This window comes from Streptomyces sp. NPDC000983 (assembly GCF_040299205.1).
Classification (GTDB): domain Bacteria; phylum Actinomycetota; class Actinomycetes; order Streptomycetales; family Streptomycetaceae; genus Streptomyces.
The window spans coordinates 217,212-243,299 of record NZ_JBEPBM010000010.1; the positions used below are offsets into that span (position 1 = coordinate 217,212).

General features: G+C 72.1%; 26 protein-coding genes. 14 read left to right on the top strand and 12 right to left on the bottom strand.

Features of this window, described 5'->3' with window-relative positions:
• Window positions 1-42: 42 nt before the first annotated feature.
• A complete protein-coding gene (pdxR, locus tag ABT296_RS14575; RefSeq protein ID WP_351926968.1) occupies window positions 43-1,464 on the bottom strand; it encodes a MocR-like pyridoxine biosynthesis transcription factor PdxR in 1,422 nt (473 codons plus the stop codon).
• A 47-nt stretch (window positions 1,465-1,511) separates the two neighbouring features.
• On the opposite strand from pdxR, the gene ABT296_RS14580 reads away from it, so the two are divergent.
• On the top strand, window positions 1,512-1,988 hold the full coding sequence (locus tag ABT296_RS14580; RefSeq protein WP_351926970.1) for a carboxymuconolactone decarboxylase family protein: 477 nt from the start codon (window positions 1,512-1,514) through the stop codon (window positions 1,986-1,988).
• A gap of 70 nt (window positions 1,989-2,058) precedes the next feature.
• On the opposite strand, the gene ABT296_RS14585 is transcribed toward ABT296_RS14580, so the two are convergent.
• From ABT296_RS14585 to ABT296_RS14595, 3 genes are all read right to left on the bottom strand, one after another.
• Window positions 2,059-3,546 carry a glutamate synthase subunit beta gene (locus ABT296_RS14585; protein WP_351926972.1) on the bottom strand — a complete coding sequence of 496 codons (1,488 nt, stop codon included), beginning with the start codon at window positions 3,544-3,546 and terminating at the stop codon, window positions 2,059-2,061.
• A gap of 92 nt (window positions 3,547-3,638) precedes the next feature.
• A complete protein-coding gene (locus tag ABT296_RS14590) occupies window positions 3,639-4,118 on the bottom strand; it encodes an anthrone oxygenase family protein (protein ID WP_351926974.1) in 480 nt (159 codons plus the stop codon).
• Between the two features lie 201 nt (window positions 4,119-4,319).
• Window positions 4,320-5,015, bottom strand: coding sequence for a DUF2293 domain-containing protein (locus tag ABT296_RS14595; RefSeq protein ID WP_351926976.1), 696 nt, complete (start codon window positions 5,013-5,015; stop codon window positions 4,320-4,322).
• A gap of 60 nt (window positions 5,016-5,075) precedes the next feature.
• Here ABT296_RS14595 and ABT296_RS14600 point away from each other — a divergent pair, with 60 nt between their 5' ends.
• The 3 genes from ABT296_RS14600 to ABT296_RS14610 all read left to right on the top strand — a co-directional run bounded on the left by ABT296_RS14600 (window position 5,076) and on the right by ABT296_RS14610 (window position 6,816).
• On the top strand, window positions 5,076-5,717 hold the full coding sequence (locus tag ABT296_RS14600) for a nucleoside/nucleotide kinase family protein (RefSeq protein WP_351926978.1): 642 nt from the start codon (window positions 5,076-5,078) through the stop codon (window positions 5,715-5,717).
• Window positions 5,718-5,849: 132 nt separating this feature from the next.
• Window positions 5,850-6,266, top strand: a complete 417-nt coding sequence (locus ABT296_RS14605; RefSeq protein WP_351926980.1) for a PPOX class F420-dependent oxidoreductase — start codon at window positions 5,850-5,852, stop codon at window positions 6,264-6,266.
• Between the two features lie 121 nt (window positions 6,267-6,387).
• Entirely contained in the window at window positions 6,388-6,816 is a 429-nt protein-coding gene (locus ABT296_RS14610; RefSeq protein ID WP_351926982.1) for a CBS domain-containing protein, read from the top strand.
• A gap of 51 nt (window positions 6,817-6,867) precedes the next feature.
• Here the strand turns inward: ABT296_RS14610 and ABT296_RS14615 are convergent, their stop codons facing one another.
• Window positions 6,868-7,998: a magnesium and cobalt transport protein CorA gene (locus tag ABT296_RS14615; RefSeq protein WP_351926983.1), complete on the bottom strand. Its 1,131-nt coding sequence runs from the start codon at window positions 7,996-7,998 to the stop codon at window positions 6,868-6,870.
• 211 nt (window positions 7,999-8,209) lie between these two features.
• Between ABT296_RS14615 and ABT296_RS14620 the strand changes: the two genes are divergently transcribed.
• A complete protein-coding gene (locus ABT296_RS14620) occupies window positions 8,210-9,004 on the top strand; it encodes a methyltransferase (protein WP_351926985.1) in 795 nt (264 codons plus the stop codon).
• Window positions 9,005-9,240: 236 nt separating this feature from the next.
• Here the strand turns inward: ABT296_RS14620 and ABT296_RS14625 are convergent, their stop codons facing one another.
• A complete protein-coding gene (locus tag ABT296_RS14625) occupies window positions 9,241-10,164 on the bottom strand; it encodes a carbohydrate kinase family protein (protein ID WP_351926987.1) in 924 nt (307 codons plus the stop codon).
• Window positions 10,161-11,069, bottom strand: a complete 909-nt coding sequence (locus tag ABT296_RS14630) for a pseudouridine-5'-phosphate glycosidase (RefSeq protein ID WP_351926989.1) — start codon at window positions 11,067-11,069, stop codon at window positions 10,161-10,163. Before ABT296_RS14630 ends, ABT296_RS14625 begins: the two co-directional genes overlap by 4 nt.
• A 101-nt stretch (window positions 11,070-11,170) precedes the next feature.
• On the opposite strand from ABT296_RS14630, the gene ABT296_RS14635 reads away from it, so the two are divergent.
• Entirely contained in the window at window positions 11,171-11,608 is a 438-nt protein-coding gene (locus tag ABT296_RS14635) for a VOC family protein (protein ID WP_351926991.1), read from the top strand.
• Between the two features lie 4 nt (window positions 11,609-11,612).
• Here ABT296_RS14635 and ABT296_RS14640 read toward each other — a convergent pair whose 3' ends face one another.
• Window positions 11,613-12,167, bottom strand: coding sequence for a methylated-DNA--[protein]-cysteine S-methyltransferase (locus tag ABT296_RS14640; RefSeq protein WP_351926993.1), 555 nt, complete (start codon window positions 12,165-12,167; stop codon window positions 11,613-11,615).
• 74 nt (window positions 12,168-12,241) lie between these two features.
• Window positions 12,242-13,114 carry a glycerophosphodiester phosphodiesterase gene (locus ABT296_RS14645; RefSeq protein ID WP_351926995.1) on the bottom strand — a complete coding sequence of 291 codons (873 nt, stop codon included), beginning with the start codon at window positions 13,112-13,114 and terminating at the stop codon, window positions 12,242-12,244.
• Between the two features lie 278 nt (window positions 13,115-13,392).
• Between ABT296_RS14645 and ABT296_RS14650 the strand changes: the two genes are divergently transcribed.
• The 7 genes from ABT296_RS14650 (at window position 13,393) to ABT296_RS14680 (ending at window position 22,068) form a co-directional block, all read left to right on the top strand.
• Complete coding sequence (locus ABT296_RS14650; RefSeq protein WP_351926997.1) at window positions 13,393-14,259, top strand: MHYT domain-containing protein; 867 nt, start codon at window positions 13,393-13,395, stop codon at window positions 14,257-14,259.
• A 39-nt stretch (window positions 14,260-14,298) separates the two neighbouring features.
• Complete coding sequence (gene uvrB, locus ABT296_RS14655) at window positions 14,299-16,431, top strand: excinuclease ABC subunit UvrB (protein ID WP_351926999.1); 2,133 nt, start codon at window positions 14,299-14,301, stop codon at window positions 16,429-16,431.
• A gap of 150 nt (window positions 16,432-16,581) precedes the next feature.
• Window positions 16,582-17,160 (top strand): TerD family protein, encoded by a 579-nt coding sequence (locus ABT296_RS14660; RefSeq protein ID WP_351927001.1) that lies wholly within the window; start codon window positions 16,582-16,584, stop codon window positions 17,158-17,160.
• Window positions 17,161-17,220: 60 nt separating this feature from the next.
• Window positions 17,221-19,212, top strand: a complete 1,992-nt coding sequence (locus ABT296_RS14665) for a TerD family protein (protein WP_351927003.1) — start codon at window positions 17,221-17,223, stop codon at window positions 19,210-19,212.
• 254 nt (window positions 19,213-19,466) lie between these two features.
• Window positions 19,467-20,468, top strand: a complete 1,002-nt coding sequence (locus tag ABT296_RS14670) for a TerC family protein (protein ID WP_351927005.1) — start codon at window positions 19,467-19,469, stop codon at window positions 20,466-20,468.
• 128 nt (window positions 20,469-20,596) lie between these two features.
• Window positions 20,597-20,896, top strand: a complete 300-nt coding sequence (locus ABT296_RS14675) for a hypothetical protein (protein WP_351927007.1) — start codon at window positions 20,597-20,599, stop codon at window positions 20,894-20,896.
• Window positions 20,897-20,967: 71 nt separating this feature from the next.
• Window positions 20,968-22,068, top strand: a complete 1,101-nt coding sequence (locus ABT296_RS14680) for a calcium:cation antiporter (RefSeq protein ID WP_351927009.1) — start codon at window positions 20,968-20,970, stop codon at window positions 22,066-22,068.
• On the opposite strand, the gene ABT296_RS14685 is transcribed toward ABT296_RS14680, so the two are convergent.
• Both ABT296_RS14685 and ABT296_RS14690 read right to left on the bottom strand, forming a co-directional pair.
• Window positions 22,058-23,329 carry an MFS transporter gene (locus ABT296_RS14685; protein WP_351927041.1) on the bottom strand — a complete coding sequence of 424 codons (1,272 nt, stop codon included), beginning with the start codon at window positions 23,327-23,329 and terminating at the stop codon, window positions 22,058-22,060. The two genes, ABT296_RS14680 and ABT296_RS14685, sit on opposite strands and share 11 nt — an antisense overlap.
• Window positions 23,330-23,430: 101 nt before the next feature.
• On the bottom strand, window positions 23,431-24,468 hold the full coding sequence (locus ABT296_RS14690) for a S66 family peptidase (protein ID WP_351927011.1): 1,038 nt from the start codon (window positions 24,466-24,468) through the stop codon (window positions 23,431-23,433).
• Between the two features lie 102 nt (window positions 24,469-24,570).
• Between ABT296_RS14690 and aroQ the strand changes: the two genes are divergently transcribed.
• Complete coding sequence (gene aroQ, locus ABT296_RS14695; RefSeq protein ID WP_351927013.1) at window positions 24,571-25,044, top strand: type II 3-dehydroquinate dehydratase; 474 nt, start codon at window positions 24,571-24,573, stop codon at window positions 25,042-25,044.
• A gap of 378 nt (window positions 25,045-25,422) precedes the next feature.
• On the opposite strand, the gene ABT296_RS14700 is transcribed toward aroQ, so the two are convergent.
• The gene (locus ABT296_RS14700; protein ID WP_351927015.1) at window positions 25,423-26,079 is read right to left on the bottom strand and encodes an MBL fold metallo-hydrolase; all 657 of its coding nucleotides are present in this window, start codon (window positions 26,077-26,079) and stop codon (window positions 25,423-25,425) included.
• Window positions 26,080-26,088: the final 9 nt, after the last annotated feature.

Genomic DNA, 26,088 nt, shown 5'->3' on the forward strand with positions numbered 1-26,088 from the left:
CTTTCGGGCCGGCACCGCTCCGGGGCACGCCTCCCGTGGTGTTCACGGATCGGGGAAGACCCCGCAGAGCGCGTCCAGCGCCGCCGCGTAGGCGTGTTCGGGCGGGGTCGCGTACCCCACCACCAGGCCGTCGGGGGCGGGCGCGGCCGACTCCGGGTGCTGGGGATGGCGGAACGCGGCGAGCCCGTCCAGCGCCACCCCGAGCCGCCGGGCCCGCTCCACGGTGGCCGCCTCGGTGCCCGGCGGCAGCCGCAGCACCGCGTGCAGGCCCGCCGCCACCCCGGTGACCTCGATGTGCGGCGCCCGCCGGGCGAGCGCCGCGACGAGCCGGTCCCGGCGGCCGCGGTACCGCTGCCGCATCCGCCGCACATGACGGTCGTACGACCCGCTCGCGACGAAGTCCGCCAGGCACAGCTGGTCCAGGACGCCCGCCCACGCCTCCCGCTCGCCCTTGGCCGCGAGCACGTCCGCCATGTACCGCTCGGGCAGCACCATCCAGCCCAGCCGCACCGCGGGGGACAGGCTCTTGCTCACCGAGCCGACGAGGATCACCCGCTCGGGGTCGAGCCCCTGCACGGCCCCGACGGGCCTGCGGTCGTAGCGGAACTCGCCGTCGTAGTCGTCCTCCACGACCACCGCGTCCCGCGCGCGTGCCCAGTCGATCACCGCCGCGCGCCGGCCGGCGTGCAGCGGACCGCCGGTCGGGAACTGGTGCGCGGGGGTGAGCAGTACACCCCGTTCGCGGGTCAGCCGGTCGACCCGGGCGCCGTCCTCGTCCAGCGGCAGCGGTACGGTCCGCACGCCGGCGCCGCCCAGCAGCTCGCGGTGGAAGGGCAGCCCGTACGCCTCCACCGCCAGTGGGCCGCGCAGCACCCGCCCCTCGAAGAGCAGCCGCAGCGCGTGGCCGAAGCCGGAGCAGACGACGATGCGGTCCGGTTCGCAGCGCACGCCGCGCGCGCGGGCGAGGTACTCGGCCAGCGCCTCGCGCAGCTCGGCGCGCCCGGCCGGATCGCCCGGCCCGAAGGCCTCCGAGGGTGCCTGCTGGAGGGCCCGGCGGTAGGAGGCGAGCCAGTCCGCGCGCGGGAAGCCCGACACGTCGGGTGTGCCCTGGCGCAGGTCGTGCAGCGGTCCACGGGCGCGTGGCGGTGTCCGCACGGGCGGGTTCCCGGCGGGCCGCGGCGGCAGGGCGCGCTCGGCGACCCGGGTGCCCGAGCCCTGGCGGGCGGTGAGCCAGCCCTCGGCGACCAGTTCCGCGTAGGCGTCGGCCACCGTGTTCCGGGCGACGCCGAGGTCGGCGGCGAGCGACCGGTACGGCGGCAGGCGGGTGCCCGGGGCGAGCCGGCCGCCGCGCACGGCCTCGCGCAGAGCACGGATCAGCGCGGCCCGTCTGCCGCCCGGCCCCGACAGCTCCAGATGCAGATCGGCGCCGATCCGCTCCGCGGAATTGACCCATAAATCCGCCATGAAAATGCACCCTACAGGGGGTCTTTCGGGCCCGTAGGTTATGAGGCATGACGACGAACACGCTGGTAGATGCCAAGGCCCCCCGGACGAACTTCGCCAAGAGCGCGCCCAAGGCGTTCCGCGCGCTCATCGCCTTCGACGCCGCCGCCCGTGAGGGTCTGGACCCCACGCTCGTCGAACTCGTCCAGATCCGCGCCTCGCTCCTGAACAACTGCGCGTACTGCCTGCACATGCACACCAACGACGCCCGCAAGGCCGGTGAGACCGAGGACCGGCTGCACATGGTCGCGGTCTGGCGCGAGGCCCGTCACTTCTTCACCGAGCGCGAGCAGGCCGCGCTGGCCCTGACCGAGGCCGTGACCCTGGTCTCCGACGGCGGCGTCCCGGACACCGTCTACACCGAGGCGGCGGCCCACTTCGACGAGGAGGAACTGAGCCGGGTGCTGGCCCTGATCCTCACGATCAACACCTGGAACCGGGTGGCCCTGGCGACGGGCAAGGTGGCGGGCACGGACGAACGCTAGGCGTATTGCCCGGCCGGGCCGATCAGACGGTCATCGGCGGCCGGGCTGTTCAGACGGGCGGGCAGGCCGATCAGACGGTCATCGGGCGGTCGTACGGGGAGATCGGCGCCGGCAGGCGGGAGCTGCCCGTCAGATGGCGGTCGACCGCCGCGGCGACCGCCCGGCCCTCGGCGATGGCCCACACGACGAGCGACTGCCCCCGGGCCGCGTCACCGGCGGCGAACACGCCGGGCACGTTCGTGGCGAAGCCGGCGTCCCGGGCGATCGTCCCCCGGGGCTCCAGTTCCAGCCCCAACTGTCCGATCAGGCCGTCCTCCCGGTCCGGACCCGAGAAGCCGAGCGCGAGCAGCACCAGATCGGCCGGGATCGCCCGCCCGGTCCCCGGCCGCGGCCGGCGGTCCGAGTCGACCTCGACCAGGTGCAGGAACCGCACCCGCCCCGCCGCGTCCCCGGTGAAGCGGAGCGTCGAGGCGGCGAACAGCCGGGCGTCCGAGTCCGCCAGCGGCGCGCTCTCCAGATCCCGCGCCTCCTCGTGCGCCGCCGAGAGCCGGTAGACCTTCGGGTACGTCGGCCAGGGGTCGTTCTCCTCGTCGCGCTCGGCGCCGGGCTGGGCGTAGATGTCGAGCTGCGTCACCGACGCGGCGCCCTCCCGGACGGCCGTGCCCAGACAGTCGGCGCCGGTGTCACCGCCGCCCACGATGACGACATGCCTCCCGGCGGCGGACATCGGCGACGCCTCGATGTCGCCCTCGCACACCCGGTTGGCCAGCGGCAGATAGGCCATCGCCTGCTCGATCCCTGCCAACTCGCGGCCGGGCACATGGAGTTCGCGCCACGCCGTGGCCCCGGTCGCGACGACCACGGCGTCGTGCCGCGACCGCAGCTCCGCCGCCCCGACGTCCCGGCCGACCGCCACGGACGTACGGAACTTGGTGCCCTCGGCCCGCATCTGCTCGACCCGCCGCTCCAGATGCCGCTTCTCCATCTTGAACTCGGGGATGCCGTACCGCATCAGGCCGCCGATCCGGTCGTCCCGCTCGTACACGACGACCGTGTGCCCGGCCCGGGTCAGCTGCTGTGCCGCCGCGAGCCCGGTGGGCCCCGACCCGATGACCCCGACCGTCCGCCCGGACAGCCGGTCCGGCGGCCGCGGCGGACTGAACCCCAGCTCCCACGCCCGGTCGGCGACGGCGCACTCCACGTTCTTGATGGTCACCGCGGGCTGGTTGATGGCCAGCACGCACCCCGCCTCGCAGGGCGCCGGACACAACCGCCCGGTGAACTCGGGGAAGTTGTTGGTGGCGTGCAGCCGGTCGGCGGCGGCCCGCCAGTCCTCCCGGCTCACCAGGTCGTTCCACTCGGGGATCAGATTGCCCAGCGGACAGGCATCGTGGCAGAACGGGATGCCGCAGTCCATGCACCGGTCGGCCTGCCTGCTGACGATGGGCAGCAGCGCCCCGGGCACGTACACCTCGTCCCAGTCCCGCACCCGCTCCTCCACGGGCCGACGGGGCCAGTCCCGGCGGGGGGTGGTCATGAATCCCTTGGGATCGGCCATGGCCGTCTCCCTCGTGTGCGGGGCGGGGCCGTGCGTCATCGGGCGGCACTCTTCCGGCCACGATACGTCTCATCAGCCCCTTGCGCTTTCCCTCAGCGAAGGGCCAGCGCGTAGCAGACGGCGGCCGCGGCCGAGGCGATCATGCGGACGTGGTTCCAGGCCGTCCACTCGCGGACGTACGTCGTCCAGTACGCGGCGGCCTCGGGGGTGCCCGGCTCCTGCTTCATCAGCGCCTCGTTGCGGGGCACGTTGGCGACCACGGTCACCCCGAACGAACCGAACAGGTGGAGCGCGCTGCCCAGCAGCAGTTCCACGGCGCCCTCGTCCGGCCACAGCACGAACGTCACCACGGCGAGCACGGCGCACAGCAGGGCGGTGCCCATGAACGCGATCATGAAGGCGGGGGCCAGCGCGGCCACGTTGACCGCCTGCATGGCCGCGACGCCCTGGGCGGGCGGCAGCGCGGCGAGCCCCCTCATCACGAAGGTCGAGAACGCGCAGAACACCCCGGCGACCACCCCGGTCCCCAGTACGCCCAGCACGGTCAGTACGAAGTACGGCCCATCGATCATCGGAACGTCAACTCCTCATCGCCGCCGGGATCATTGCCCCGCCCCGCCTGTCACCACAAGTCAATTCCCCCGAGCGACCGGATCCCATGGCCGATCGACGCGGCCGCATAAGCGGGCGTCCAGCCTCGGTGGGGCCGGTTGCGGTGGGTCCAGCCTTGGTGGGTCCGGTTGCGGTGGGTGCCGCCCCCGGCAGGGTCCGGCTCAGCCCGCCTCCGCCGCGCCCTCGCGCCAGCCCTCCAGGACCGCCGTCACCGTCGCCGCGATCCGCCGCCGGGCCTCGTTGCGCGGCACCCCGCTCATCAGCAACCGGTCGTACGGCGTGTCCAGATGCCGTACCGACGCCGATACCGCCGAGGTCACCGCGGTCTCGGACAGCGCCCGGCCCGCCGCGCTCCGGCCCACCCGTCCGCTGCCCCGCACCGAGGCGTGGGCTGCGGTCGCGGCCGCCCGGTCCGGCGGGCAGCCCGGGAACAGTCGCCGTATCTCCGCGGCGAACGCCTCCGTGAACCGCGCGTCCTCGGCCGCCCTGCGCCGGGCGTCCCGCAGTCGTCGGCGCCGCCGGGCCTCGGCATCCGCCAGGCACCGCGCCTCGGCCCGGGCCAGCCCCGCCTCCTCGACCAGCACCCCCTGCCGCTCGTAGCGCCCCTTGCGCCGGTTGAAGCGCACCACCAGCGCCGACAGACCGCTCTCCTCCCGGGCCCGGCGGGTCAGCGCGGTGTCCCCGCGCGGCAGGAACACCAGATGCCCGAGATCCGCGCAGTCCGGACAGCGGGCCGTCCCGTCCGCCGGCACGACCAGCGACAGCGGCCCCACCCGGCACTCCGCGCAGTACCGCCGCCGCAGCGGCTGCACGGCGAGAAGTCCGCCGCCGCGCGCGGGAGTTGCCGACTGTGCCATACGCGGTTCATTCCCTCCGGCGCGCACCCGCACCACCTCCCGACCGGTCCCTGGCGCATCATGGGCCCTGTGCGACTCCAAGCGATCACCTGGGACCGGCTCGGCGACCTCCTGGCCGAGCGACTGCTCGACCTGGAGCCCGCCGACGGCGGCCCGTGGCCGCGTGTCGCCTTCGACGGCGCCCCCGCCGCCCGCCCCGGAGACCTCGCCGAACGCGTCGGTGAGGCCCTGCGGACCCGCGGCCGCCCCTCCCTGGTCGTCGGCGCCGAGGGCTTCCTGCGCCCCGCCTCGATCCGCCTGGAACACGGCCGCCGGGACGTGGAGGCCTACTACGACGGCTGGCTGGACACCGGTGCCGTATGGCGGGAGGTCCTCGGCCCCCTCGACCCCGACGGCGACGGCCGCGTCCTGCCCGACCTGTGGGACCCCGTCGCCGACCGCGCCACCCGCAGCCCCTATGTGCAACTCCCGCCCGGCGGAGCCCTGCTGATGCACGGCCCGTTCCTGCTGCGGCACTGGTTCCCCTTCGACCTGGCCGTCCACGTCCGTCTCTCCCCGGGCGCCCTGCGCCGCCACACCCCCGAGGCCGACCACTGGACGCTCCCCGCCTTCGCGCGCTACGAGGACGAGACCGACCCCGCCGCCACCGCGGACGTCCTGGTCCGCGCGGACGACCCCCGGCACCCCGCCTGGAACGGCTGATCACGCGTTCGGGATCGGGGTCGGGGTCGGGATCTCGGATCGGGGTCACGGCATCGGATCACGGACGAGGATCTCGGATTGGGATCACCAAAACCCTTTTATATGCGCGTGCATGTAACTAGGGTGGTCCGCATGACGACTTCGACCGGCACCAGCGACCTCTCCTTCGACGACTCCACCCGCGCCCTCCTCGACGGCAAGAACTTCGCCAGCGTCGCCACCCTCGGTCCCGACGGCTCCCCGCAGAACTCGGTGGTCTGGTTCAAACGCGACGGCGACACCGTGCTCTTCTCCTCCCTCGCCGACCGCCAGAAGGTGCGCAACCTGCGCCGCGACCCCCGCGTCAGCGTCTCCGTCTACGACCTCGCCAACCCCTACTCCTCCGTCGAGATCCGCGGCGTCGCCGAGATCCTCCCCGACGAGGGCAAGCGGCTTCCCCGCGAGCTCTCCCACAAGTACCTCGGCATCGACCCGCCGTCCGAGAAGGAGGACGAGGTCCGGGTGATCGTCCGGATCGTCCCGCGCAAGGTCGTGGGCTTCTCCGTCTGAGCCGCCGTCGGCGCCTCGCCCTCTGAGGTGCGGCCGCTGTCCGGCGCGGCGAGAATGTAGGGCGCCGGGACTAGCGGTGCGTCCTGCGCCGCGCCGGCCGTCCGGCACCGGGAGGTACTTCATGACCACTGCCGGAGACATCATGCATCGCGGCGCCCAGTGGATCCCGGCCCACGAGACCCTGGACCGCGCCGCTCAGCTGATGCGTGACCTCGGCGTCGGGGCCCTGCCCATCGGCGATTCGAACGACCGGCTCTGCGGCATCCTCACCGACCGCGACATCGTTGTCGGCTGTGTGGCCATGGGGCACGACCCGGCGAAGGTCACCGCCGGGGAGATGGCCCAGGGCACTCCGCGCTGGATCGCGGCGGACGCGGACGTCGGCGACGTCCTCCGGGAGATGCAGGAGTTCCAGATCCGCCGGCTCCCCGTCATCGAGAACAAGCGCCTGGTCGGCATGATCAGCGAGGCCGACCTGGCCCAGCATCTGACGGACGACCAGATCGCGGCCTGGGTCGAGGGCGTCTACGCCCGGACCGCGGCACGCTGACCGCCCGCTCCCGCCCCGTCGGCCCGTGCCGGCGGGGCGGGAGCGGCGCACTCAGAGCCAGCCGTTGCGCCGGAAGCCCCGGTACAGCGTCCCGCACGCCACCGCGATCACGCCTATGACCATCGGGTAGCCGAACTTCCAGTGCAGCTCCGGCATATGGTCGAAGTTCATCCCGTAGAGCCCGCACACCATCGTCGGTACGGCCACCAGCGCCGCCCACGCGGTGATCTTCCGCATGTCCTCGTTCTGCGCGACCGTGACCTGCGCGAGGTGCGCCTGGAGGATGGAGTTGAGCAGCTCGTCGAAGGACGATATCTGCTCCCTGACCCGCAGCAGGTGGTCGGAGACATCACGGAAGTACGCCTGGATCTCGGGGTCGATCACCCGTATCGGCCGGGCGGCGAGGTCCTCCAGGGGCCGGGCCAGCGGGGCCACCGCCCGCTTCAGCTCCAGCAGTTCACGCTTGAGCTGGTAGATCCGGCCCGGATCGACCCGGGCGCCCCCCTGGGCGAACACCTCCGTCTCCACCTGGTCGATGTCCGCGTGCACCGAGTCCGTGACACTCAGGTACTCGTCCACCACATGGTCCGCGATGGCGTGCAGCACCGCGGCCGGGCCCTTCGCCAGCTGCTCGGGCGCCGACTCCAGCTCCTCGCGCAGCGGTCCCAGTGAGCCGTGCCGTCCGTGCCGCACGGTGATCACGAAGTCCTGGCCGGTGAAGACCATGATCTCGCCGGTGTCGACCACCTCGCTGGTCGCCGTGAGCTCCTCGTGCTCGACGTAGCAGACCGTCTTGAACACCGCGAACAGGGTGTCGTCGTAGCGCTCCAGCTTCGGACGCTGATGGGCCTCGATCGCGTCCTCGACGGCCAGCGGATGCAGTTCGAAGAGCTCGGCGATGCCCGCGAACTCCTCGACCGTGGGCTCGTGCAGGCCGAGCCAGACGAAACCGTCACCGTGCTTGCGCACCCGTTCCACGGTGTCGACCAGATCGCCTCTCGCGGGGACCCGGACACCCTCGCGATAACTCACGCAGTTCACCACGGAGGAACCCAGCGGGGAGCGCGCCGGGTGACTCAGGTCGACCCGCCGGCGGCCGCGCCGGGCCAGCCGCGCCATCCTGCGCAGCCCGCCGACCGTACGGAGGCTCGTGACCTTCCGCAGATTTCCTGCCATGGACATGTGGATCTCCTCGGGTGGATCTCCTCGCGCCGCCTTCCCGCGCTGGTCGCGCCAGTCTGCCAGTTCGCCGCGGGAGCCGGGCGGCCCTGTGGGAGCAAGCCGTTCCGCTTGGTTCCCGGCTGTGGACAAGTCGTTGCGCGTCCGTGCCGCGAACGGGGTCCCGAGCGCGTCGACCGCTACGGACAAGACGGGCAACTGGGATGATCTCCGCATGACGCGAACCGACGGGTACCTCCTGGACAACCGGCAGAGTGAAGCCGGCGAGCGTTTCGACGCCTTCGCCGCCCTCTTCGATCCCACCACCTTCCGGCACTTCGAGGCCCTCGGCGTCGGCCCCGGTTGGCGCTGCTGGGAGGTCGGCGCCGGCGGCACCTCCGTGGTGTCCTGGCTGGCCAAGAAGGTCGGCCCGACGGGCCGGGTGATGGCGACCGACATCGACACCTCGCGGATGGCCGCGGCGGCCCGGCCGCCGGTCGAGGTACGCGTCCACGACGTCGGGACCGAGGAGCCGCCCGGGGAGGGCTTCGACCTGGTACATGCCCGGCTCGTGCTGGTTCATGTCCCGGACCGGGAGCGGGCGTTGCGGTCGATGATCAGCGCGCTGCGGCCCGGTGGACGGCTCCTCGTCGAGGACGGGGACCCGGCGCTCCAGCCCTTGGTCTGCCCCGACGAGCACGGCCCCGAGGAGCAGTTGGCGAACCGGCTCAGGCACGGCTTCCGCAAGCTGCTCGCCGGCCGTGGAGCCGACCTCGCCTACGGGCGCACACTGCCGAGGCTGCTGCGGGAGGCGGGGCTCCAGCGGGTCGAGGCCGACGCGTACTTCCCGGTCGCGTCGACCGCCTGCGCCACGCTGGAGTCGGCCACGATCCGGCAGATCCGCGAACGGCTCGTCGCCGCCGGCCTGGCCACCGACGAGGAGATCGACCGGCACCTCGCCCACGTCGCCGCCGGCGGCATGGACCTGGCCACGGCGCCGATGTTCTCGGCATGGGGGCGCAAGAACTGAGCCCCGGGCCGGCCGCGGCGGCGTACCGGGCGCGGCGGCGTACCGGGCGCGGCCGTGCGGGGTCGTTGCGGCTGCTCAACCTGCGCACTTCTGCGCACCCTTGCGCACCGCTCCCGGTTTCGCCCCGGGAGCCTGCCGCCCGCTCTGTTCACCGCTCCCGGTTTCGCCCCGGGAGCCTGCCGCCCGCTCTGTTCACCGCTCCCGGTTTCGCCCCGGGAGCCTGCCGCCCGCCCTGTTCACCGCTCCCGGTTTCGCCCCGGAGGTCTGCCGCCCACCCGGGTCACCGCCAGAGCGCCCGCGCGGCAGCCCTCCCGGGCCGCCTCCTCGGGTTCCGCGCCGCCGAGCAGGGCCGCCAGGAAGGCGCCGGTGAAGGCGTCGCCCGCGCCCGTGGTGTCGGCCGGGGTCGCCGACGGCGCCGGCACCCGGGCGCACACGGAACCGCCCCGCGCCACCAGCGCGCCGGCCGCGCCCTCCTTGGCGACCACCAGCGGAACATGGCGGCTCAGCTTGGCCGCCGCGTCGGCGACGTCCGGCAACCCCGTCAGCAGGCACGCCTCGTCCCGGCTGGGCAGCAGGACGTCGACACCCTCCACGAGCGCCAGGAACCGGTCCACGCCCAGCCGCGCCAGAAAGCCGGCCGAGGCCGGGTCCAGGCTCACCGGCACACCCCGCGCGCGTGCCGAGGCCAGGGCCGCCGCCACCAGCGCGCGGCTCGGCTCGGCGAAGAGCAGATACCCCGACAGATGCAGCCGGGCCACCCCGTCGAGCAGTCCGTCCGACCAGTCGCCGGGGTCCAGCCGCAGCGAGGCGCCGCTGTCGGTCAGGAACGTCCGCTCGGCCGCCGCGCCCGAGTCGACCAGGCAGATCACCGTGCCGGTCGGCGCCTGCGCGTCGACGACCAGGTGCGGCCGTACCCCGCAGGCGACGAGTTCGCGCTCGTGCCAGGCCGCGGCGTCCGCGCCCACCCGGCCGAGCAGCCGCACCTCCGCGTCCGAGCAGTGCGCGGCCCAGCAGGCCACGTTGGCACCGGCGCCGCCCGGCACCGTCCGGATCGAGGCGGCCGTGTCGGTGCCCGGGGCGAGCGGTCCCGTGTGACGGGCGATCACGTCCGTGACGACATCGCCGACGACCAGCAGGGCACCCTGTGGCGCGGTCGTCACGCCTGGGTCCAGGCCGCCGCGATCCGCGCCGCCAGCGCCACGTTCCCGCGGACGGCCGCCAGGTTGGCGCTCAGCGACGCCCCGTCCGTGTGCCGGACCAACTGGTCGAGCAGGAACGGAGTGACGGCCTGACCGGTGACGCCCTCCTCCTCGCACGCGCGCAGCGCCTCGGCCAGCACGCGCGCGTGCAGTCCGGGGTCCAACTGCTCGGACTCCGCCACGGGACGGGCGACGATCAGCGCCGACTCGGGCGCCTCAAGACCGTCCTGGGCCCGCATCACCTCCGCCACCTCCCGCGGGGAGCGCAGGGTCCAGTCCACGGGATGACCGGAGTCCGACAGATAGAAGCCGGGGAAGCGGTCGGTGCCGTACCCGGCCACCGCGACCCCGAGGGTCTCCAGGCGCTGGAGCGTCGCGGGCACGTCCAGGATCGACTTGACGCCCGCGCAGACCACCGTGATCCGGGTCCGCGCCAGCAGCCCCAGGTCGGCCGACTCGTCCTGGGTCACCGTCCATTCCCGGTGCACCCCGCCGAGCCCGCCGGTGGCGAACACCCGCACGCCGGCCCGGGCCGCGAGCAGGGCCGTCGCCGACACCGTGGTCGCCCCGCTCACCCCGGCCGCGACCGCGAGCGGCAGGTCGCGGTGGCCGAGCTTGCGGATCCCGTCCTCGTTGGCGACCCGCTCCAACTGCTGCTTGTCCAGACCGACATGGGGCCGTCCGTCGAGCACGGCGATGGTCGCGGGAACGGCGCCCTCCCGCCGCACGACCTCCTCCAGCTCCACGGCCACCTGGAGGTTGCGCGGCCGCGGCAGGCCGTGCGCGATGATCGTGGACTCCAGGGCCACCACGGGTTGACGCGCGTCGAGCGCCGCCCGCACCTCTTCCGACACCACCAGCACCACGTGCCCGCCTCCTGTCCGTCGGTCCCTGACTCATCCCTGGCAGCACGGGCACCCGGTCAAACCACTTGCGGCCTGTGGGGGACACCACCAGCCTGATACGCATGACCGACCACACCGCACGACTCGACCATGTCGTCCTCTGGGTGAGCGACCCCGTCGCCTCGGCGGAGTTCTACGAGCGGATCCTGGGAACGGAGCCGGTGCGGCTGGCCGAATTCGCCGCCGGCAAGGCGCCGTTCCCCTCGGTGCGGCTCAACGAGGACACCATCGTCGACCTCATGCCGCGGGCCATGGTGGCGGGGATGACCATGCTCCCCGGCGCCCTGGAGAGCGCCGGCCACCCGGTCAACCACGTCTGTGTCGCCCTGTCCGCGGACGCCTTCGACGCGCTGGTCGCCCGCCTGGAGGAGGACGCGGTGCCGGTCTCGGAGATCTCCCACGGCTCCTTCGGCGCCCGCGGCCCGGCCGAGCGCAGTTTCTACTTCCGCGACCCGGACGGGAACGTCTTCGAGGCCCGGCACTACGACCGCAGAGCCTGACGGCTCAGAACAGCGGCTCGGGCAGCACGCCCTCCAGGGCGAGCAGCCTGCGCTTGGTCTCCAGGCCGCCGCCGAAGCCGCCGATGCCGCCGTCGCGCTCCACGACCCGATGGCAGGGGACGACCACGGGCAGCGGATTGGCGCCCATCGCCGTGCCCACCGCCTGCGCGGCACCCGGCTGGCCGACCCGCCCGGCCAGGTCGCCGTAACCGACCACCGAGCCGAACGGCACCCCGGTGGCCAGCTCCCGCAGCACCTGACGGTTGAAGCCCGAGATCAGCGACCAGTCCAGGGGCAGCTCGAAATCATGGCGCTCACCGGCGAAGTACGCCTCCACCTGGCGTATCGCCTCGGCGAGGAGCGGGGAGTTGGGTGCCTCGACCGGCTCCCCGCCCAGCCGGGACGCGAGGCGCTCCACGGCCCTGTCCCGCACCGCGTCGGAGGCGTGGAAGACGACGTTGACCAGGCCCTCGCGGGTCGCGGCCAGCAACAGCGGGCCGATGTCGGTGGCGACGACGGCCCACACGACCCGCTGCTCGTTGTGCCCATGGCTGTCCATGCGCCCACCGTACGGCCCGGCACTGACAACGCCCCGGGCAGCGGCGTCGCACCCGCTCCCCGGGGCCCCGGCCGTCAGCCGCCCACCGCGTCGCGCACCACGTCGGGCCGGTTGCTGATGATGCCGTCGACGCCGTACCCGGCGACCCGCCGCGCGTCGGCCGCGGTGTCCACGGTCCAGGCGAGGACCTCCAGCGGCCGGTCGTGCGGCCCGCTGAAGGCGTGCACGGCGGCGACGTAGCCCACGGACAGCGAGCCGTGCGCGGGATTGATCAGATCGGCGAACTCGGCGTAGTCGGGCAGCTCCGCCACGTCCGGTGTGCCGAGGAAGCCGGTCCTGACACCCGGCTTCAGCTCGTGGACGGTCCGTACGCTCTTGGCGCTGAAGCTCTGCACGATCAGTCGGCCCGCCAGATGGCCCGGTTCCAGCCAGCCCTCGTTGCCGAGCACCTTCAGGGTCTGCTGCTCGATCCCCGGGTACAGGGCGGGGTTCTTGATCTCCAGCAGCAGCTTCTGGTGGTTGCGGTCGACGCGGTCCACGTACTGCTTCAGCGTCGGCACGCGCGCGCCCGCGTACGCGGGGCCGAACCAGCTTCCCGCGTCCAGGCGGGCGATCTCCGCCGCGGTGAAGTCCTTCACCTTCCAGGGGGCCCGGCCGGGGAAGACCTCCTCCACGTCGGTGGTCCGTCTCAGGTTGTCGTCGTGGACGACGACCAGCTCGCCGTCCCTGGTGCGCTGGACGTCGTTCTCGACCCAGGCGACACCGAGCTCGGCAGCCCTGTCGACGGCGGCGAGGGTGTTCTCGGGCGCGTGGGCCGAGGCACCCCGGTGGGCGAGCACCGTCGGCGGCGCGCCCGGGGCGTCGGCCCGGGCCACCGCGGTCGGCGACAGGAGGGCGGCGGTCCCCAGGAGCGCGGTGGTCATGGCGGCAACGGCGCGCGCGTGCATGCGTACTCCTCGCGTCGACGATCACTGACAGCACCACTGTGGCAGCAGAGCGTCAACAGCAAGGGGTCGCGCGATGGACGTGTACCGAACGGGGTCGCCCAAGTCCGTTCACGGATACCTCACAAGTGCGGCAGAGCCGTGTTTCTTTGCCGGAAAATCGTTCGACCATTCCGGTGGGGGTCATACTCTCTGCCTCAACCCTGACCGCGCGGGCGGTCCTGGGAGGGGGTCAAAAGCGACACATTCCGGGACACAAGAGGGCGGAAGGACAGCCGCGCATGCAGGGCACGGTCGACGGATTCAGCTACGGACTCGTCACACCGCTTGTGGCCTACGTCATGGCCTGCCTCGGCGGTGCCCTCGGCCTGCGCTGCACCACCAGAGCCATGCTCGTCACCCGCTCCTGGCGGTGCGGCTGGCTGGCCCTCGGCTCGGCCGCCATCGGCTCCGGCATCTGGACCATGCACTTCGTCGCGATGATGGGGTTCACGGTCGCGGAGAGCGAGATCCACTACGACAAGCCGATGACGTTCGCGAGCCTCGCCGTCGCCATCGTCATGGTCGGCGTAGGGATCTTCATCGTCGGCTACCGGGGTGCGCGCGGCGCCGCCCTGTTCACCGGCGGCACGATCACCGGCCTCGGCATCGCGTCCATGCACTACCTCGGTATGGCCGGCCTCCAGCTCGACGGGAAGCTGGAGTACAACACGCTCACCGTCGCCGCCTCCGTCGTCATAGCGATGGGCGCCGCCACCGCCGCCCTGTGGGCCGCCGGACAGGTCCGCGGCTTCCTGTGGAGCGTCGGAGCGAGCCTGGTCATGGGGCTCGCCGTCAGCGGCATGCACTACACCGGCATGGCCGCCCTCAGCGTCCATCTGCACCACACCCGGGGCGCCACCGTCGGTGACGCGCCCGCGGCCCTGCTCGCGCCCATGATGATCGGCCCGCTCGCCTTCCTGCTGCTCGCCGGGATCGTCGTGATGTTCGACCCGCTGATGGTGATGGGCAGGCCCGATCTGACCACCGTCGACGACAGGCCCGGCATCCCGGCCCACACCGCCACCGCCCACACCGCCCGCCGGCTCCAGCCCCGCCCCCGCCGCAGCACCGTCGAACACCGCTCCCGCACCCCGCAGAACCGCTGACCGGACCGCGTTGTCAGTGGGGGGCCGTACGGTGGATCCATGCGGCCCGTTTCCAGCATCGAACGCACGGTGGCGCCCTTCGAGGTCGTCAGCCCCTTCCAGCCCAGCGGCGACCAGCCGCAGGCCATCGCCGACCTCGCCCGGCGCATCACGGCCGGCGAGAAGGACGTCGTCCTGCTCGGCGCGACCGGCACCGGCAAGTCCGCCACCACCGCGTGGATGATCGAGCAGCTTCAGCGCCCCACCCTGGTCATGGCACCGAACAAGACCCTGGCCGCCCAGCTGGCGAACGAGTTCCGCGAACTCCTGCCGAACAACGCCGTCGAGTACTTCGTCTCGTACTACGACTACTACCAGCCCGAGGCGTACGTCCCGCAGTCGGACACCTACATCGAGAAGGACTCCTCGATCAACGAGGAGGTCGAGCGGCTGCGCCACTCCGCCACCAACTCGCTGCTCACCCGGCGTGACGTCGTCGTGGTCGCCTCCGTCTCCTGCATCTACGGCCTCGGCACCCCGCAGGAGTACGTGGACCGGATGGTCTCCCTCAAGGTCGGCGAGGAGATCGACCGCGACCAGCTGCTGCGCCGCTTCGTGGACATCCAGTACACGCGCAACGACGCCGCCTTCACCCGCGGCACCTTCCGGGTGCGCGGCGACACCGTCGAGATCTTCCCGGTCTACGAGGAGCTGGCCGTCCGCATCGAGCTGTTCGGCGACGAGATCGAGGCGCTGTCCACACTGCACCCCCTCACCGGCGAGATCATCAGCGACGACGAACAGCTGTACGTCTTCCCGGCCACCCACTACGTCGCGGGCCCCGAACGCCTGGAGCGCGCGGTCAACGACATCGAGAAGGAACTGGGCGGGCGGCTGGCCGAGCTGGAGAAGCAGGGCAAGCTCCTGGAGGCCCAGCGGCTGCGCATGCGCACCACCTACGACATCGAGATGCTCCGCCAGATCGGCAGCTGCTCCGGCGTCGAGAACTACTCCATGCACTTCGACGGCCGCGAGCCCGGCTCCCCGCCCAACACCCTGCTCGACTACTTCCCGGACGACTTCCTGCTCGTCATCGACGAGTCGCACGTGACCGTGCCGCAGATCGGCGCCATGTACGAGGGCGACGCCTCCCGCAAGCGGACCCTGGTGGACCACGGCTTCCGGCTGCCCTCCGCGCTCGACAACCGCCCGCTGAAGTGGGAGGAGTTCCAGGAGCGGATCGGCCAGACCGTCTACCTCTCGGCCACCCCCGGCCAGTACGAACTCTCCCGCTCCGACGGCGCCGTCGAGCAGATCATCCGCCCCACCGGCCTGATCGACCCGGAGGTCGTGGTCAAGCCGACCGAGGGCCAGATCGACGACCTGGTGCACGAGATCCGCAGCCGCACCGAGAAGGACGAGCGGGTCCTGGTCACCACCCTCACCAAGAAGATGGCCGAGGACCTCACCGACTACTTCCTGGAACTCGGCATCCAGGTCCGCTACCTGCACAGCGACGTCGACACCCTGCGCCGCGTGGAACTCCTGCGCGAACTGCGCGCTGGCGAGTACGACGTCCTGGTCGGCATCAACCTCCTGCGCGAGGGACTCGACCTGCCCGAGGTCTCCCTGGTGGCCATCCTCGACGCGGACAAGGAGGGCTTCCTGCGCTCGGGCACCTCCCTCATCCAGACCATCGGCCGCGCGGCGCGCAACGTCTCCGGCCAGGTGCACATGTACGCGGACAAGATCACCCCGGCGATGGAGAAGGCCATCGACGAGACCAACCGCCGCCGCGAGAAGCAGATCGCGTACAACAAGGCCAACGGCATCGATCCGCAGCCCCTGCGCAAGAAGATCAACGACATCGTCGCGCAGATCGCCCGCGAGGACGTCGACACCGAACAGCTGCTCGGCTCCGGCTACCGCAAGACCAAGGACGGCAAGGGGGCGAAGGCACCCGTGCCCTCCCTCGGCGGGAAGGCGGCCAAGGGGGCGGCGAAGGGCAGGACGAAGGAGACGGTCCCCACCGACCGTCCCGCGGCCGACCTCGCCGAGCAGATCGAGGAGATGACCGCCCGGATGCGCGCTGCCGCGGCCGACCTCCAGTTCGAGATCGCGGCCCGGCTGCGCGACGAGGTCTCCGAGATGAAGAAGGAACTGCGTCAGATGAGAGAGGCGGGCCTGGCCTGACGGGGCCCAGGGAGCGCCCGGGGAGCGCTGTGTTGCAAGACCGACACAAAGTGCGGCCCTGGGTACGGCACTGTCAGTGCCTCTGCGTAGGGTTCAGGTCATCCGCGGACTCCGCGGCAACAGGGGACAGTTCGAGAGGGGAATCAGCGCGTGACCGTCAACATGACCAAGGGTCAGGCCATCAGTCTGCAGAAGAACGACGGCGGCAGCCTGACCGCGGTGCGCATGGGTCTCGGCTGGCAGGCGGCCCCCCGGCGCGGCCTGTTCGGCTCGCGCACCCGGGAGGTCGACCTGGACGCCTCCGCCGTCCTGTTCGCCGACAAGCAGCCGGTCGACGTGGTCTTCTTCCGCCACCTGGTGAGTGACGACGGCTCGGTGAGGCACACCGGTGACAACCTGGTCGGCGGCGTCGGCCAGGGTGGCGACGACGAGGCGATCCTCGTCGACCTGGCCCGCGTCCCGGTCCACATCGACCAGATCATCTTCACCGTGAACTCCTTCACGGGGCAGACCTTCCAGGAAGTGCAGAACGCCTTCTGCCGACTGGTCGACGAGACCAACGGCCAGGAGCTCGCCCGCTACACGCTCGCGGGCGGCGGCGCCTACACCGCCCAGATCATGGCCAAGGTGCACCGCACCGGCCCGGGCTGGACGATGACGGCCCTCGGTACGCCGGCCAACGGCCGTACCTTCCAGGACCTGATGCCGGCGATCCTGCCGCACCTGTAGTCCACCGGGCGAGCAGCACTTCCACGACACGAGACACAGCGACACAGGGGGACGAAGGCGATGACGGCCGAGCTGGTGCGGGGACAGAACCACCCGCTCTCCCAGGCCCGCCTCGAGATCCGGGTCTCGGCCGGCGCGCCGATCGTGGCCGGCGCCACGCTCGGCGACGAGGACGGCCGGGTCCAGGGCACGGATTGGGTGGCCCACCCGGGCGCGCCCACCCTGCCGGGCCTCGAAGTCTCCCGGCAGGCGGCCGCGGACCACCGCCTCGCGGTGGACCTGGACGCCGTGCCGGAAGCCGTGCACCGGGTCACCGTGCTGCTCGCCCTGCCCAGCGGCGTGGGGGGCCCGGTCCGCTTCGGCGCGGTCGCCGCCCCCTTCGTCGCGGTCACCGGCCTCGACGGCGCCGAAGTGGCCAGCTACACCATCACCGGCCTGGACGCCGAGTCGGCCGTGGTCGCCATGGAGCTCTACCGACGCCAGGGCGCCTGGAAGGTGCGCGCCGTCGGCCAGGGCTACGAGGGGGGCCTCGCCGCACTCCTCGCCGACCAGAACCTGCCCGAGGCCGGCCAGTTGGCGCACCGCATCAACGACGCGGTGGCCCAGGGCATGGCCCGCTCCATCCCGGCACCCCCGCCCGTCACGGCGGACACCGACCGCGCACGGCAGCAGACCGCACCGGCGGTCGGCCCCGACCAGGGCGGGCAGACACCCACCTCGCCCTACGGCACCCAGGGCGCCCCCGGGCCCGTACCGCAGTCGCCCGCGGCCTCGCCCTACGGCGGCGACCAGCCGCCGCAGAACACCCCCGCCCCGGCCACCGCCGGCGGGCCCGTCAACTACAGCCACCCGGGCCGGCGGAACACCGCTCCGCCGCCGCCCGCCCCGCCCGCGCCCCCCGCCCAGCCGGGCCGGCCCGGGCAGCCCGTCGCGGGCGACGCCACCGGCTGGTCCATGGACGAGCGGCTCTACAACCAGGTCTGGGGCATGTTCGAGGACCTGGCCAGGTCGGCGGCGGCCTACCGCAGTGCCGTCGACTTCGCCGACTCGCGCATGGAGAAGGAGCTGGACCACGTCCTGTCCGACCCGCGCAGCCGGATCGGCGGCCAGGGCGACGCCGCGCGCGAGGCGGCCCAGGCCAAGCACGCCCAACTGGTCGACCAGGCCAGGGCCACCCTCGACCGGGACCTCGCCCAGCTGACCGCGGAGTCCGACGTCGTCGAGCCCGCGCTGCCGCCCGCGTACGCCCGCTGGGACAACCCCGTCTGGCACGCCTACCGCGTGCCCATGGAGATGCCCATGGCACTGCGCCTGGGCGACCTGCACCTGCCGGAGAGCGAACCGCTGCGCATCCCGATGCTGGTCCGGCTGCCGCTGGAGCGCGGGCTGTGGATCGACAGCGGACAGTCCGGTTCGCTGGACGGCGGGTTCCACGACTCCCACGATCTGCGCCGGCTCGCCCTGGAGACCGCGGTGGCGCACGCGGCCAGGCTGCTCGCCGTCTATCCGGCGGGAGACTTCACCGTCCAGGTCATCGACCCGGCCGGTTCCGGCGCCCAGGCGCTCGCCCCGCTGGTGCAGACCGGTGTCCTCGCCGGGCCGCCCGCCGTGGGCGCGGCCGGGGTGACCGAGGTCCTCGGCCGGCTCACCCAGCGCGTCGACCTGGTGCAGATGGCGGTGCGCGGCGGCGCGTCAGAGTCGCTGCCGCCGGGCTTCGACACCTCCCAGCAGCTGCTGATCGTCAACGACTTCCCGCACGGTTTCGACGACCGGGCGGTGAACCAGCTGCGCTATCTCGCCGACGAGGGGCCCGCCGTCGGCGTCCATCTGATGATGGTCGCCGACCGGGAGGAGGCCTCCGCCTACGGCCCGTTGCTGGACCCGCTGTGGCGTTCGCTGCTGCGACTGACCCCGGTGGCCGAGGACCATCTCGCCGACCCGTGGGTGGGCCACGCCTGGACGTACGAGCCCCCGCTCGTACCGCCCGGCAGCGAGGTGCTCCGGCAGGTGCTCAACCAGGTCGCCGAAGCCCGCCGCTCCTGGAACCGATGACCTGATCCCGTCTTTACAAAGCATCCGTAAAGCGCCCCTGAGCTGGGCTTTTGGCCTTTCTTTTACTCCGCTCTTTACCTTTCCTTGGTGATTGGGTACTCTCGTTCGTGCGGAGGGGAGTACTCCCTGTCTACTGCGGCGTACCCGTCAATACGGATCAGGCCAGATCCCGGGGCGTCGGCCCGAACCCGGGTGGAAGAGACCTCCGGCAGCGACGACGCTGACATTTGCCGTTACGTACTGCCGGAGGCGCAGTGGATGTTTCCGTGACCCTTTGGGTCCTGACAATCGTGGGCCTGGCGGCCCTCATCGCGGTCGACTTCTTCATCGGCCGCAAGCCGCACGACGTGTCCATCAAGGAAGCCGGGATCTGGACCGTCGTCTGGATCGCCCTGGCCGGCCTCTTCGGCCTCGGCCTGCTGATCTTCGGCGGAGGCCAGCCCGCCGGTGAGTTCTTCGCCGGCTTCATCACCGAGAAGTCGCTGAGCGTCGACAACCTCTTCGTCTTCGTCCTGATCATGGCGAAGTTCGCCGTCCCCTCGCAGTACCAGCAGCGCGTGCTGCTCGTCGGCGTGCTGATCGCCCTGGTGCTCCGAGCGGTCTTCATCGCCGCCGGTGCCGCGATCCTCGCCAGCTTCGCCTGGGTGTTCTACATCTTCGGCGCCTTCCTGATCTGGACCGCCTGGAAGCTCATCCAGGAGGCCCGGGCCGACGAGGAGGACGAGGAGTTCGAGGAGAACAAACTCCTCAAGGCCGCCGAGCGCCGCTTCGGTGTCGCCGACCGCTACCACGGCACCAAGCTCTGGATCGAGGAGAACGGCAAGCGGATCATGACCCCGATGCTGGTCGTGATGCTCGCGATCGGTACGACGGACGTCCTGTTCGCCCTGGACTCCATCCCCGCGATCTTCGGTCTGACGCAGGACCCGTACATCGTCTTCACCGCCAACGCCTTCGCGCTGATGGGTCTGCGGCAGCTGTACTTCCTCATCGGCGGACTGCTGAGGAAGCTGGTCCACCTGAGCTACGGCCTGTCGATCATCCTCGGCTTCATCGGCGTCAAGCTGGTGCTGCACGCCCTGCACGAGTCCGGGGTGCACGTCCCGGAGATCAGCATTCCGGTCTCGCTCGGCGTCATCTGCTCCGTCCTGATCGTCACCACGATCACCAGCCTGCGCGCTTCGAAGAAGCAGGAGGCTGCCGAGGCGGCGCACAAGGAGGGCGAAGGCGCTCCGAAGGACTCCATCGAGGCCTGACCACTGCGGACGTAGCAACAACCATCACCGGGAGTGACGCGCGGCGATTGCCGAGCGCCGCTCCCGGTGCTTGCTTTGTTCTGAGCGCGTTCCCCGCCCCGGGGGCGCCACGGCCGGCGGAGGTGTCCGTGAAGTTCGTGCAGATCATCGACTTCGAGACCGAGCGACTCGACGAGATGGAACAGCTGCTGGAAGAGGCCAGGCAGCGCATGGGCGACCGCCAGGGCGGCCCCACCCACCGCATCCTGCTGAAGGACCGGGACACTCCGGGGCGGTACCTCTCGCTGATCGAGTTCGAGTCCTACGACGAGGCGATGCGCAACAGCGAGCACCCCGACACCACCAAGATGGCCGAACAGATGGGTGCCCTGTGCACCCGTGCGCCGCGCTTCACCAACTGCGATCTGCTGGACTCCAGCGACCTGTAGGGGCCGGCGGCCTCGAACGGGCCTCGCACAGCCGACATGCGAGGCCCGTTCCGCTTTGCGACGATCGCAGCATGATCGCTCGGCTCAGGTCGCTCGCCCTCCAGTGGACGGCCGTCGTGCCGGTGCTGGCGGTCGTCCTGCTCGTCCTCACCTGGAGCCGGAACCTCCCCGGCGCGGCCGTCGCCCTGGTGACGCTGGTGCTCGCCGGAGCCGTCCTGGCCGCGGTGCACCACGCCGAGGTCGTCGCCCACCGGGTGGGGGAACCCTTCGGCTCCCTGGTCCTCGCCGTGGCGGTCACGGTCATCGAGGTGGCCCTGATCGTCACCCTGATGATCGACGGCGGCGACAAGAGCGCCACCCTGGCCCGGGACACCGTCTTCGCGGCCGTGATGATCACCTGCAACGGCATCGTCGGACTCTGTCTGCTGGTGGCCTCCCTGCGGCACGGCACCGCCGTCTTCAACCCCGAGGGCACCGGCGCCGCCCTCGCCACGGTCGCCACCCTCGCCACGCTCAGCCTGGTCCTGCCCACCTTCACCACGAGCAAGCCCGGCCCCGAGTTCTCCACCGTCCAGCTCACCTTCGCGGCCCTGTCCTCCCTCATCCTCTACGGCCTGTTCGTCGCCACCCAGACCGTGCGGCACCGCGACTACTTCCTGCCGATCACCCGGCAGGGCGACGTGATCACCGCCGACCACCACGCGGACGCGCCCACCGCGCGCACCGCGATGATCAGTCTCGGCCTGCTGGGACTGGCTCTGATCGGGGTCGTCGGCCTCGCCAAGGCGGTGTCACCGACCATCGAGGCAGGCGTGGAGTCCGCCGGCCTCGCGCACGCCGTCGTCGGTGTGATCATCGCCCTGCTGGTGCTGCTGCCGGAGACGATCGCCGCCGTTCGCTCCGCCCGCCGCGACCGCGTCCAGACCAGCCTGAACCTGGCGCTCGGCTCGGCCATGGCCAGCATCGGCCTGACCATCCCCGCGGTGGCCCTGGCCACGATCTGGCTCTCCGGACCACTCGTCCTCGGCCTCGGCGCCACCCATATGGTGCTGCTCGCGCTGACCGTGGTGGTGGCCTCCCTGACCGTGGTCCCGGGCCGGGCCACCCCGCTCCAGGGCGGTGTGCACCTGGTCCTCTTCGCCGCCTACCTGGAGCTCGCCGTCAATCCATGACCGGTGCCGCCACCACCGCCCGCACCGGGCGCGTCTCCGGCAGCAGCGCGAAGCAGCCCAGGCTCAGCAGCGCGATCCCGGTCAGATACGCCCCCACCCCCCACGGCACCCGGCCGCCCTGCTCGGCCAGCGCCGTCGCGGCGACCGGGGTGAGCGCACCGCCCAGCACCCCGCCGAGGTTGTAGCCGACCGCCGCGCCCGTGCAGCGCACCCGCGGCTCGTACAGCTCCGGCAGATAGGCGGCGATGACGGCGAACATGGTGACGAACGCCAGCAGCGCACCCAGGAAGCCGAGGAACATCGGCAGCGGCTCACCCGTGGCGAGCAGCGCGACCATCGGGAACATCCACACCGCGGCCGCCGCGCACCCGGCCAGGCACAGCGGGCGGCGCCCGTAGCGGTCGCCGAGCATCGCCGCCGGCGGGGTGAGCGCTCCCTTCACCAGCACCGCGCCCATGATGCAGACCAGCATGTCGACCCGGCTCACCCCGAGCCGTTCGGTGCCGTAGGCGAGGGACCAGGTCGTCACCGCGTAGAAGATCGCGTACCCGACGGCCAGCGCGCCGGCGGTCAGCAGGACCAGGCGCCAGTGGTCGCGCACGACCTCGACGAGCGGCACGCGCGCGTGGTCCCGCAGCTCCAGGAACCGCGGACTCTCCGGGAGCGACGACCTCAGCCACAGCCCCGCCACCGCCAGCACCCCCGCGGCCCAGAACGGCACCCGCCAGCCCCACTGCGCGAACTGCGCCTCGGACAGCGAGGCCGCCAGCGCCAGCGTCACCCCGTTCGCCAGCAGAAAGCCGACCGCAGGCCCCACCTGCGGAAAGCTCGACCACAGCCCGCGCCGCCCGGCGGGCGCGTGCTCGGCGGTCAGCAGCACCGCCCCGCCCCACTCCCCGCCCAGCCCGAGACCCTGGAGGAACCGCAGGACGAGCAGGAGCACCGGGGCGGCCACCCCGATCGTGTCGTACGTCGGCACACAGCCGACCGCGACCGTGGCGGCGCCGGTCAGCAGCAGGGAGACGACGAGGACCGGGCGCCGCCCGTGCCGGTCCCCGATGTGCCCGAACACCACCGAGCCGAGCGGCCGCGCCACGAACCCGACCGCGAACGTCCCGAACGCCGCCAGGGTCCCCGCCAGCGGCGAGAACGTCGGGAAGAACAGGGGCCCCAGGACCAGCGCCGCGGCCGTCCCGTAGACGAAGAAGTCGTAGAACTCGATGGCCGTCCCGGCGAGCGAGGCGGCGGCGAGCCGGACCATCGAGGGGGCGGGCGCCTTCACGGTGCGTACATCATGCATGCCGCGTCAACTACCCACAGTGACCGCGGGTTACGGGGGCGTGCGGGCGCGCGGGCGGTGGCTCAGTACGTGACCGTCACGCGCCGGGCCGGGCCGTCGACCCGGACGGTACCGCCGTAGGGGATGACCTGCTGGGGGTCGGTGTGCCCCAGATCCACATCGAAGACGATCATTGTGTCGGGGGCGTACACCCGCATCACGCGCAGGACGGCCTCACGCTGCTCCTCGGCGTAACGGGACGCCTCGGCGGGGCTGTTGGGGTGCTCGAAGGACCAGGTCTTCGCGCGGCCCATCAGCAATGCGGGAAACCGCCGCAGCAGTCCGCGCTCGCCCATGTTGCGCAGGACGCGGAACACCTCGGTCGCACTCGGCAGTTCCTCCGAGGTCTCCAGGAAGAGGACACCGCCGTCGAGGTCGCGCGGGATCTCGCGGTCGGCCATCAGCAGCCAGCCGAGGATCTCCAGGTTGCCGCCCCAGCTCGGGCCCTCCACCACGCGGTCGGCGTTCACCCAGGTCCAGCCCGTGCCGGGCCGCGTCTGCGGTTCGGTCTCGAAGGTGGCGGGGTCCGCCCAGTCGCGGTCGATGTCGTTCCAGCGCTCGGCGGGCCTCAGTTCATGGGGTCCGGAGGTGAACAGGGCCGCGCGCAGCGAGTCGGCGGTCGCCGGGTGCATGGCGCCGGGACGCCCCAGCTCCACCATCACGCTCCCACCGTGGTAGCCGACGATCCCGGTGTTGTACAGGAAGGCGAGCAGGTTGGTGTTGTCGCTCACGCCGAAGAACGGTTTGGGGTGGGCGCGGATCAACTCCCGGTCCAGCAGCGGGAGCACGGTGATCTGGTCGTCGCCGCCGATGGACGCGAACACCGCCCTGATCCCGGGGTCGGCGAACGCGGCATGGATGTCGTCGGCCCGCTCCCGGGGTGTGGAGTCCGTCTTCCGGGTCGCCGGGTACTCCACGGGTTCCAGCCCGTACACCTCGCGCAGCCGCTCCAGGCCGAGTTCGTAGGGGAGCGGGAAGAGGCCGGGCAGGCCGCTGGCGGGTGAGATGACGGCCACCCGATCGCCGGGGGAGGGCTTGGAGGGATACGAGAGCTTCGTCATGGCGGGCAGGGTACGGGCCGCCGCGCCGCCCGCGCACCGTGATAAACCGGGTGAGCAGCGGTCCTTCGGAGGCCGTGCCATGTCGAACGGACCGGAGGAACCGTGCCCCGCACCCTGGCCAACGCCCCGATCATGATTCTCAACGGCCCCAACCTGAACCTGCTCGGTCAGCGCCAGCCCGAGATCTACGGCTCCGACACCCTCGCCGACGTAGAGGCACTGTGCGCCGAGGCGGCGGCCACGCACGGCGGGACGGTGGACTTCCGCCAGTCCAACCACGAGGGTGAACTCGTCGACTGGATCCACGAGGCGCGGCTGAACCACTGCGGGATCGTGATCAACCCGGGCGCCTACTCGCACACCTCGGTGGCGATCCTGGATGCGCTCAACACCTGCGACGGCATGCCTGTGTTGGAGGTCCACATCTCCAACATCCATCAGCGGGAGTCGTTCCGGCACCACTCCTACGTCTCGCTGCGCGCCGACGGGGTCATCGCAGGCTGCGGGGTGCAGGGGTACGTCTTCGGTGTGGAGCGCGTCGCGGCGCTGGCGGGGCCGGCCCGGGCCGAGGCGTAGGCCCCCGGGCGACCGCCCTGGGCCGCCGGTCGGGGGCGGGGGGTGAGAGACCGGCGGCCCATACCCGGCAGGAGCCGTCATCCTGCCGCGGATCGCCACCAGTTGACCGTACGGCGCCGCCCGCCGGGAGCGCGCGCGGGGCGCGGGTGTGTGCGAAGCGTTCACACGGGGTGCGCGGCCGGCTCGCGCTCCCGGCGGGCGGGGGAGTGCGCGGGCACGGAGGAGGGCACGCCCGGCGCGCATGCGCCCGGCGTGCCCTCCGTGACTCACCGGCCGTGACTCACCGGCCGTGACTCACCGGCCGTGACTCACCGGCCGCGGCTCACCAGCCGCGGCTCACCGGCCGTGACTGACTGGCCGTGATTCACCGGCCGTGGCTCACCAGCCCCGAGCGCGCCACTCCGGCAGATGGGGCCGCTCCGCGCCGAGGGTCGTGTCCTTGCCGTGGCCCGGGTAGACCCAGGTCTCGTCCGGGAGCACGGCGAAGAGCTTCGTCTCGACGTCGTCGATCAGACTTGCGAAGGCCTGCGGGTCCTTACGTGTGTTGCCCACACCTCCCGGGAACAGACAGTCGCCCGTGAACACATGGGGATGCCCGTGCGGGTCGTCGTAGACCAGGGCGATCGAGCCGGGGGTGTGCCCGACCAGATGGCGCGCGGTCAGCTCGACCTGCCCCACGCGGACGACGTCCCCGTCGTCGAGCGGGACATCGGTGGGGACCGGGATGCCCTCGGCGTCCTCGCGCCCCGCGTAGGTGCGGGCGCCGGTGGCCTCCACGACCCGCGCCAGCGCCTGCCAGTGGTCGCCGTGCCGGTGGGTCGTGACGACGGACGCGATGCCGTCGTCACCGATCATCCCCACCAGGGACTCCGCGTCGTTCGCCGCGTCGATGAGCAGCTGCTCGTCCGTCGCCCGGCAGCGCAGCAGATAGCAGTTGTTGTCCATCGGACCGACCGCGATCTTGGTGATCATCAGGTCCTTGAGCTCGTGCACGTCCGCCGGGCCCCCGACCGTCACCTCTCCGCTGTACGTCATGTCGGCAGC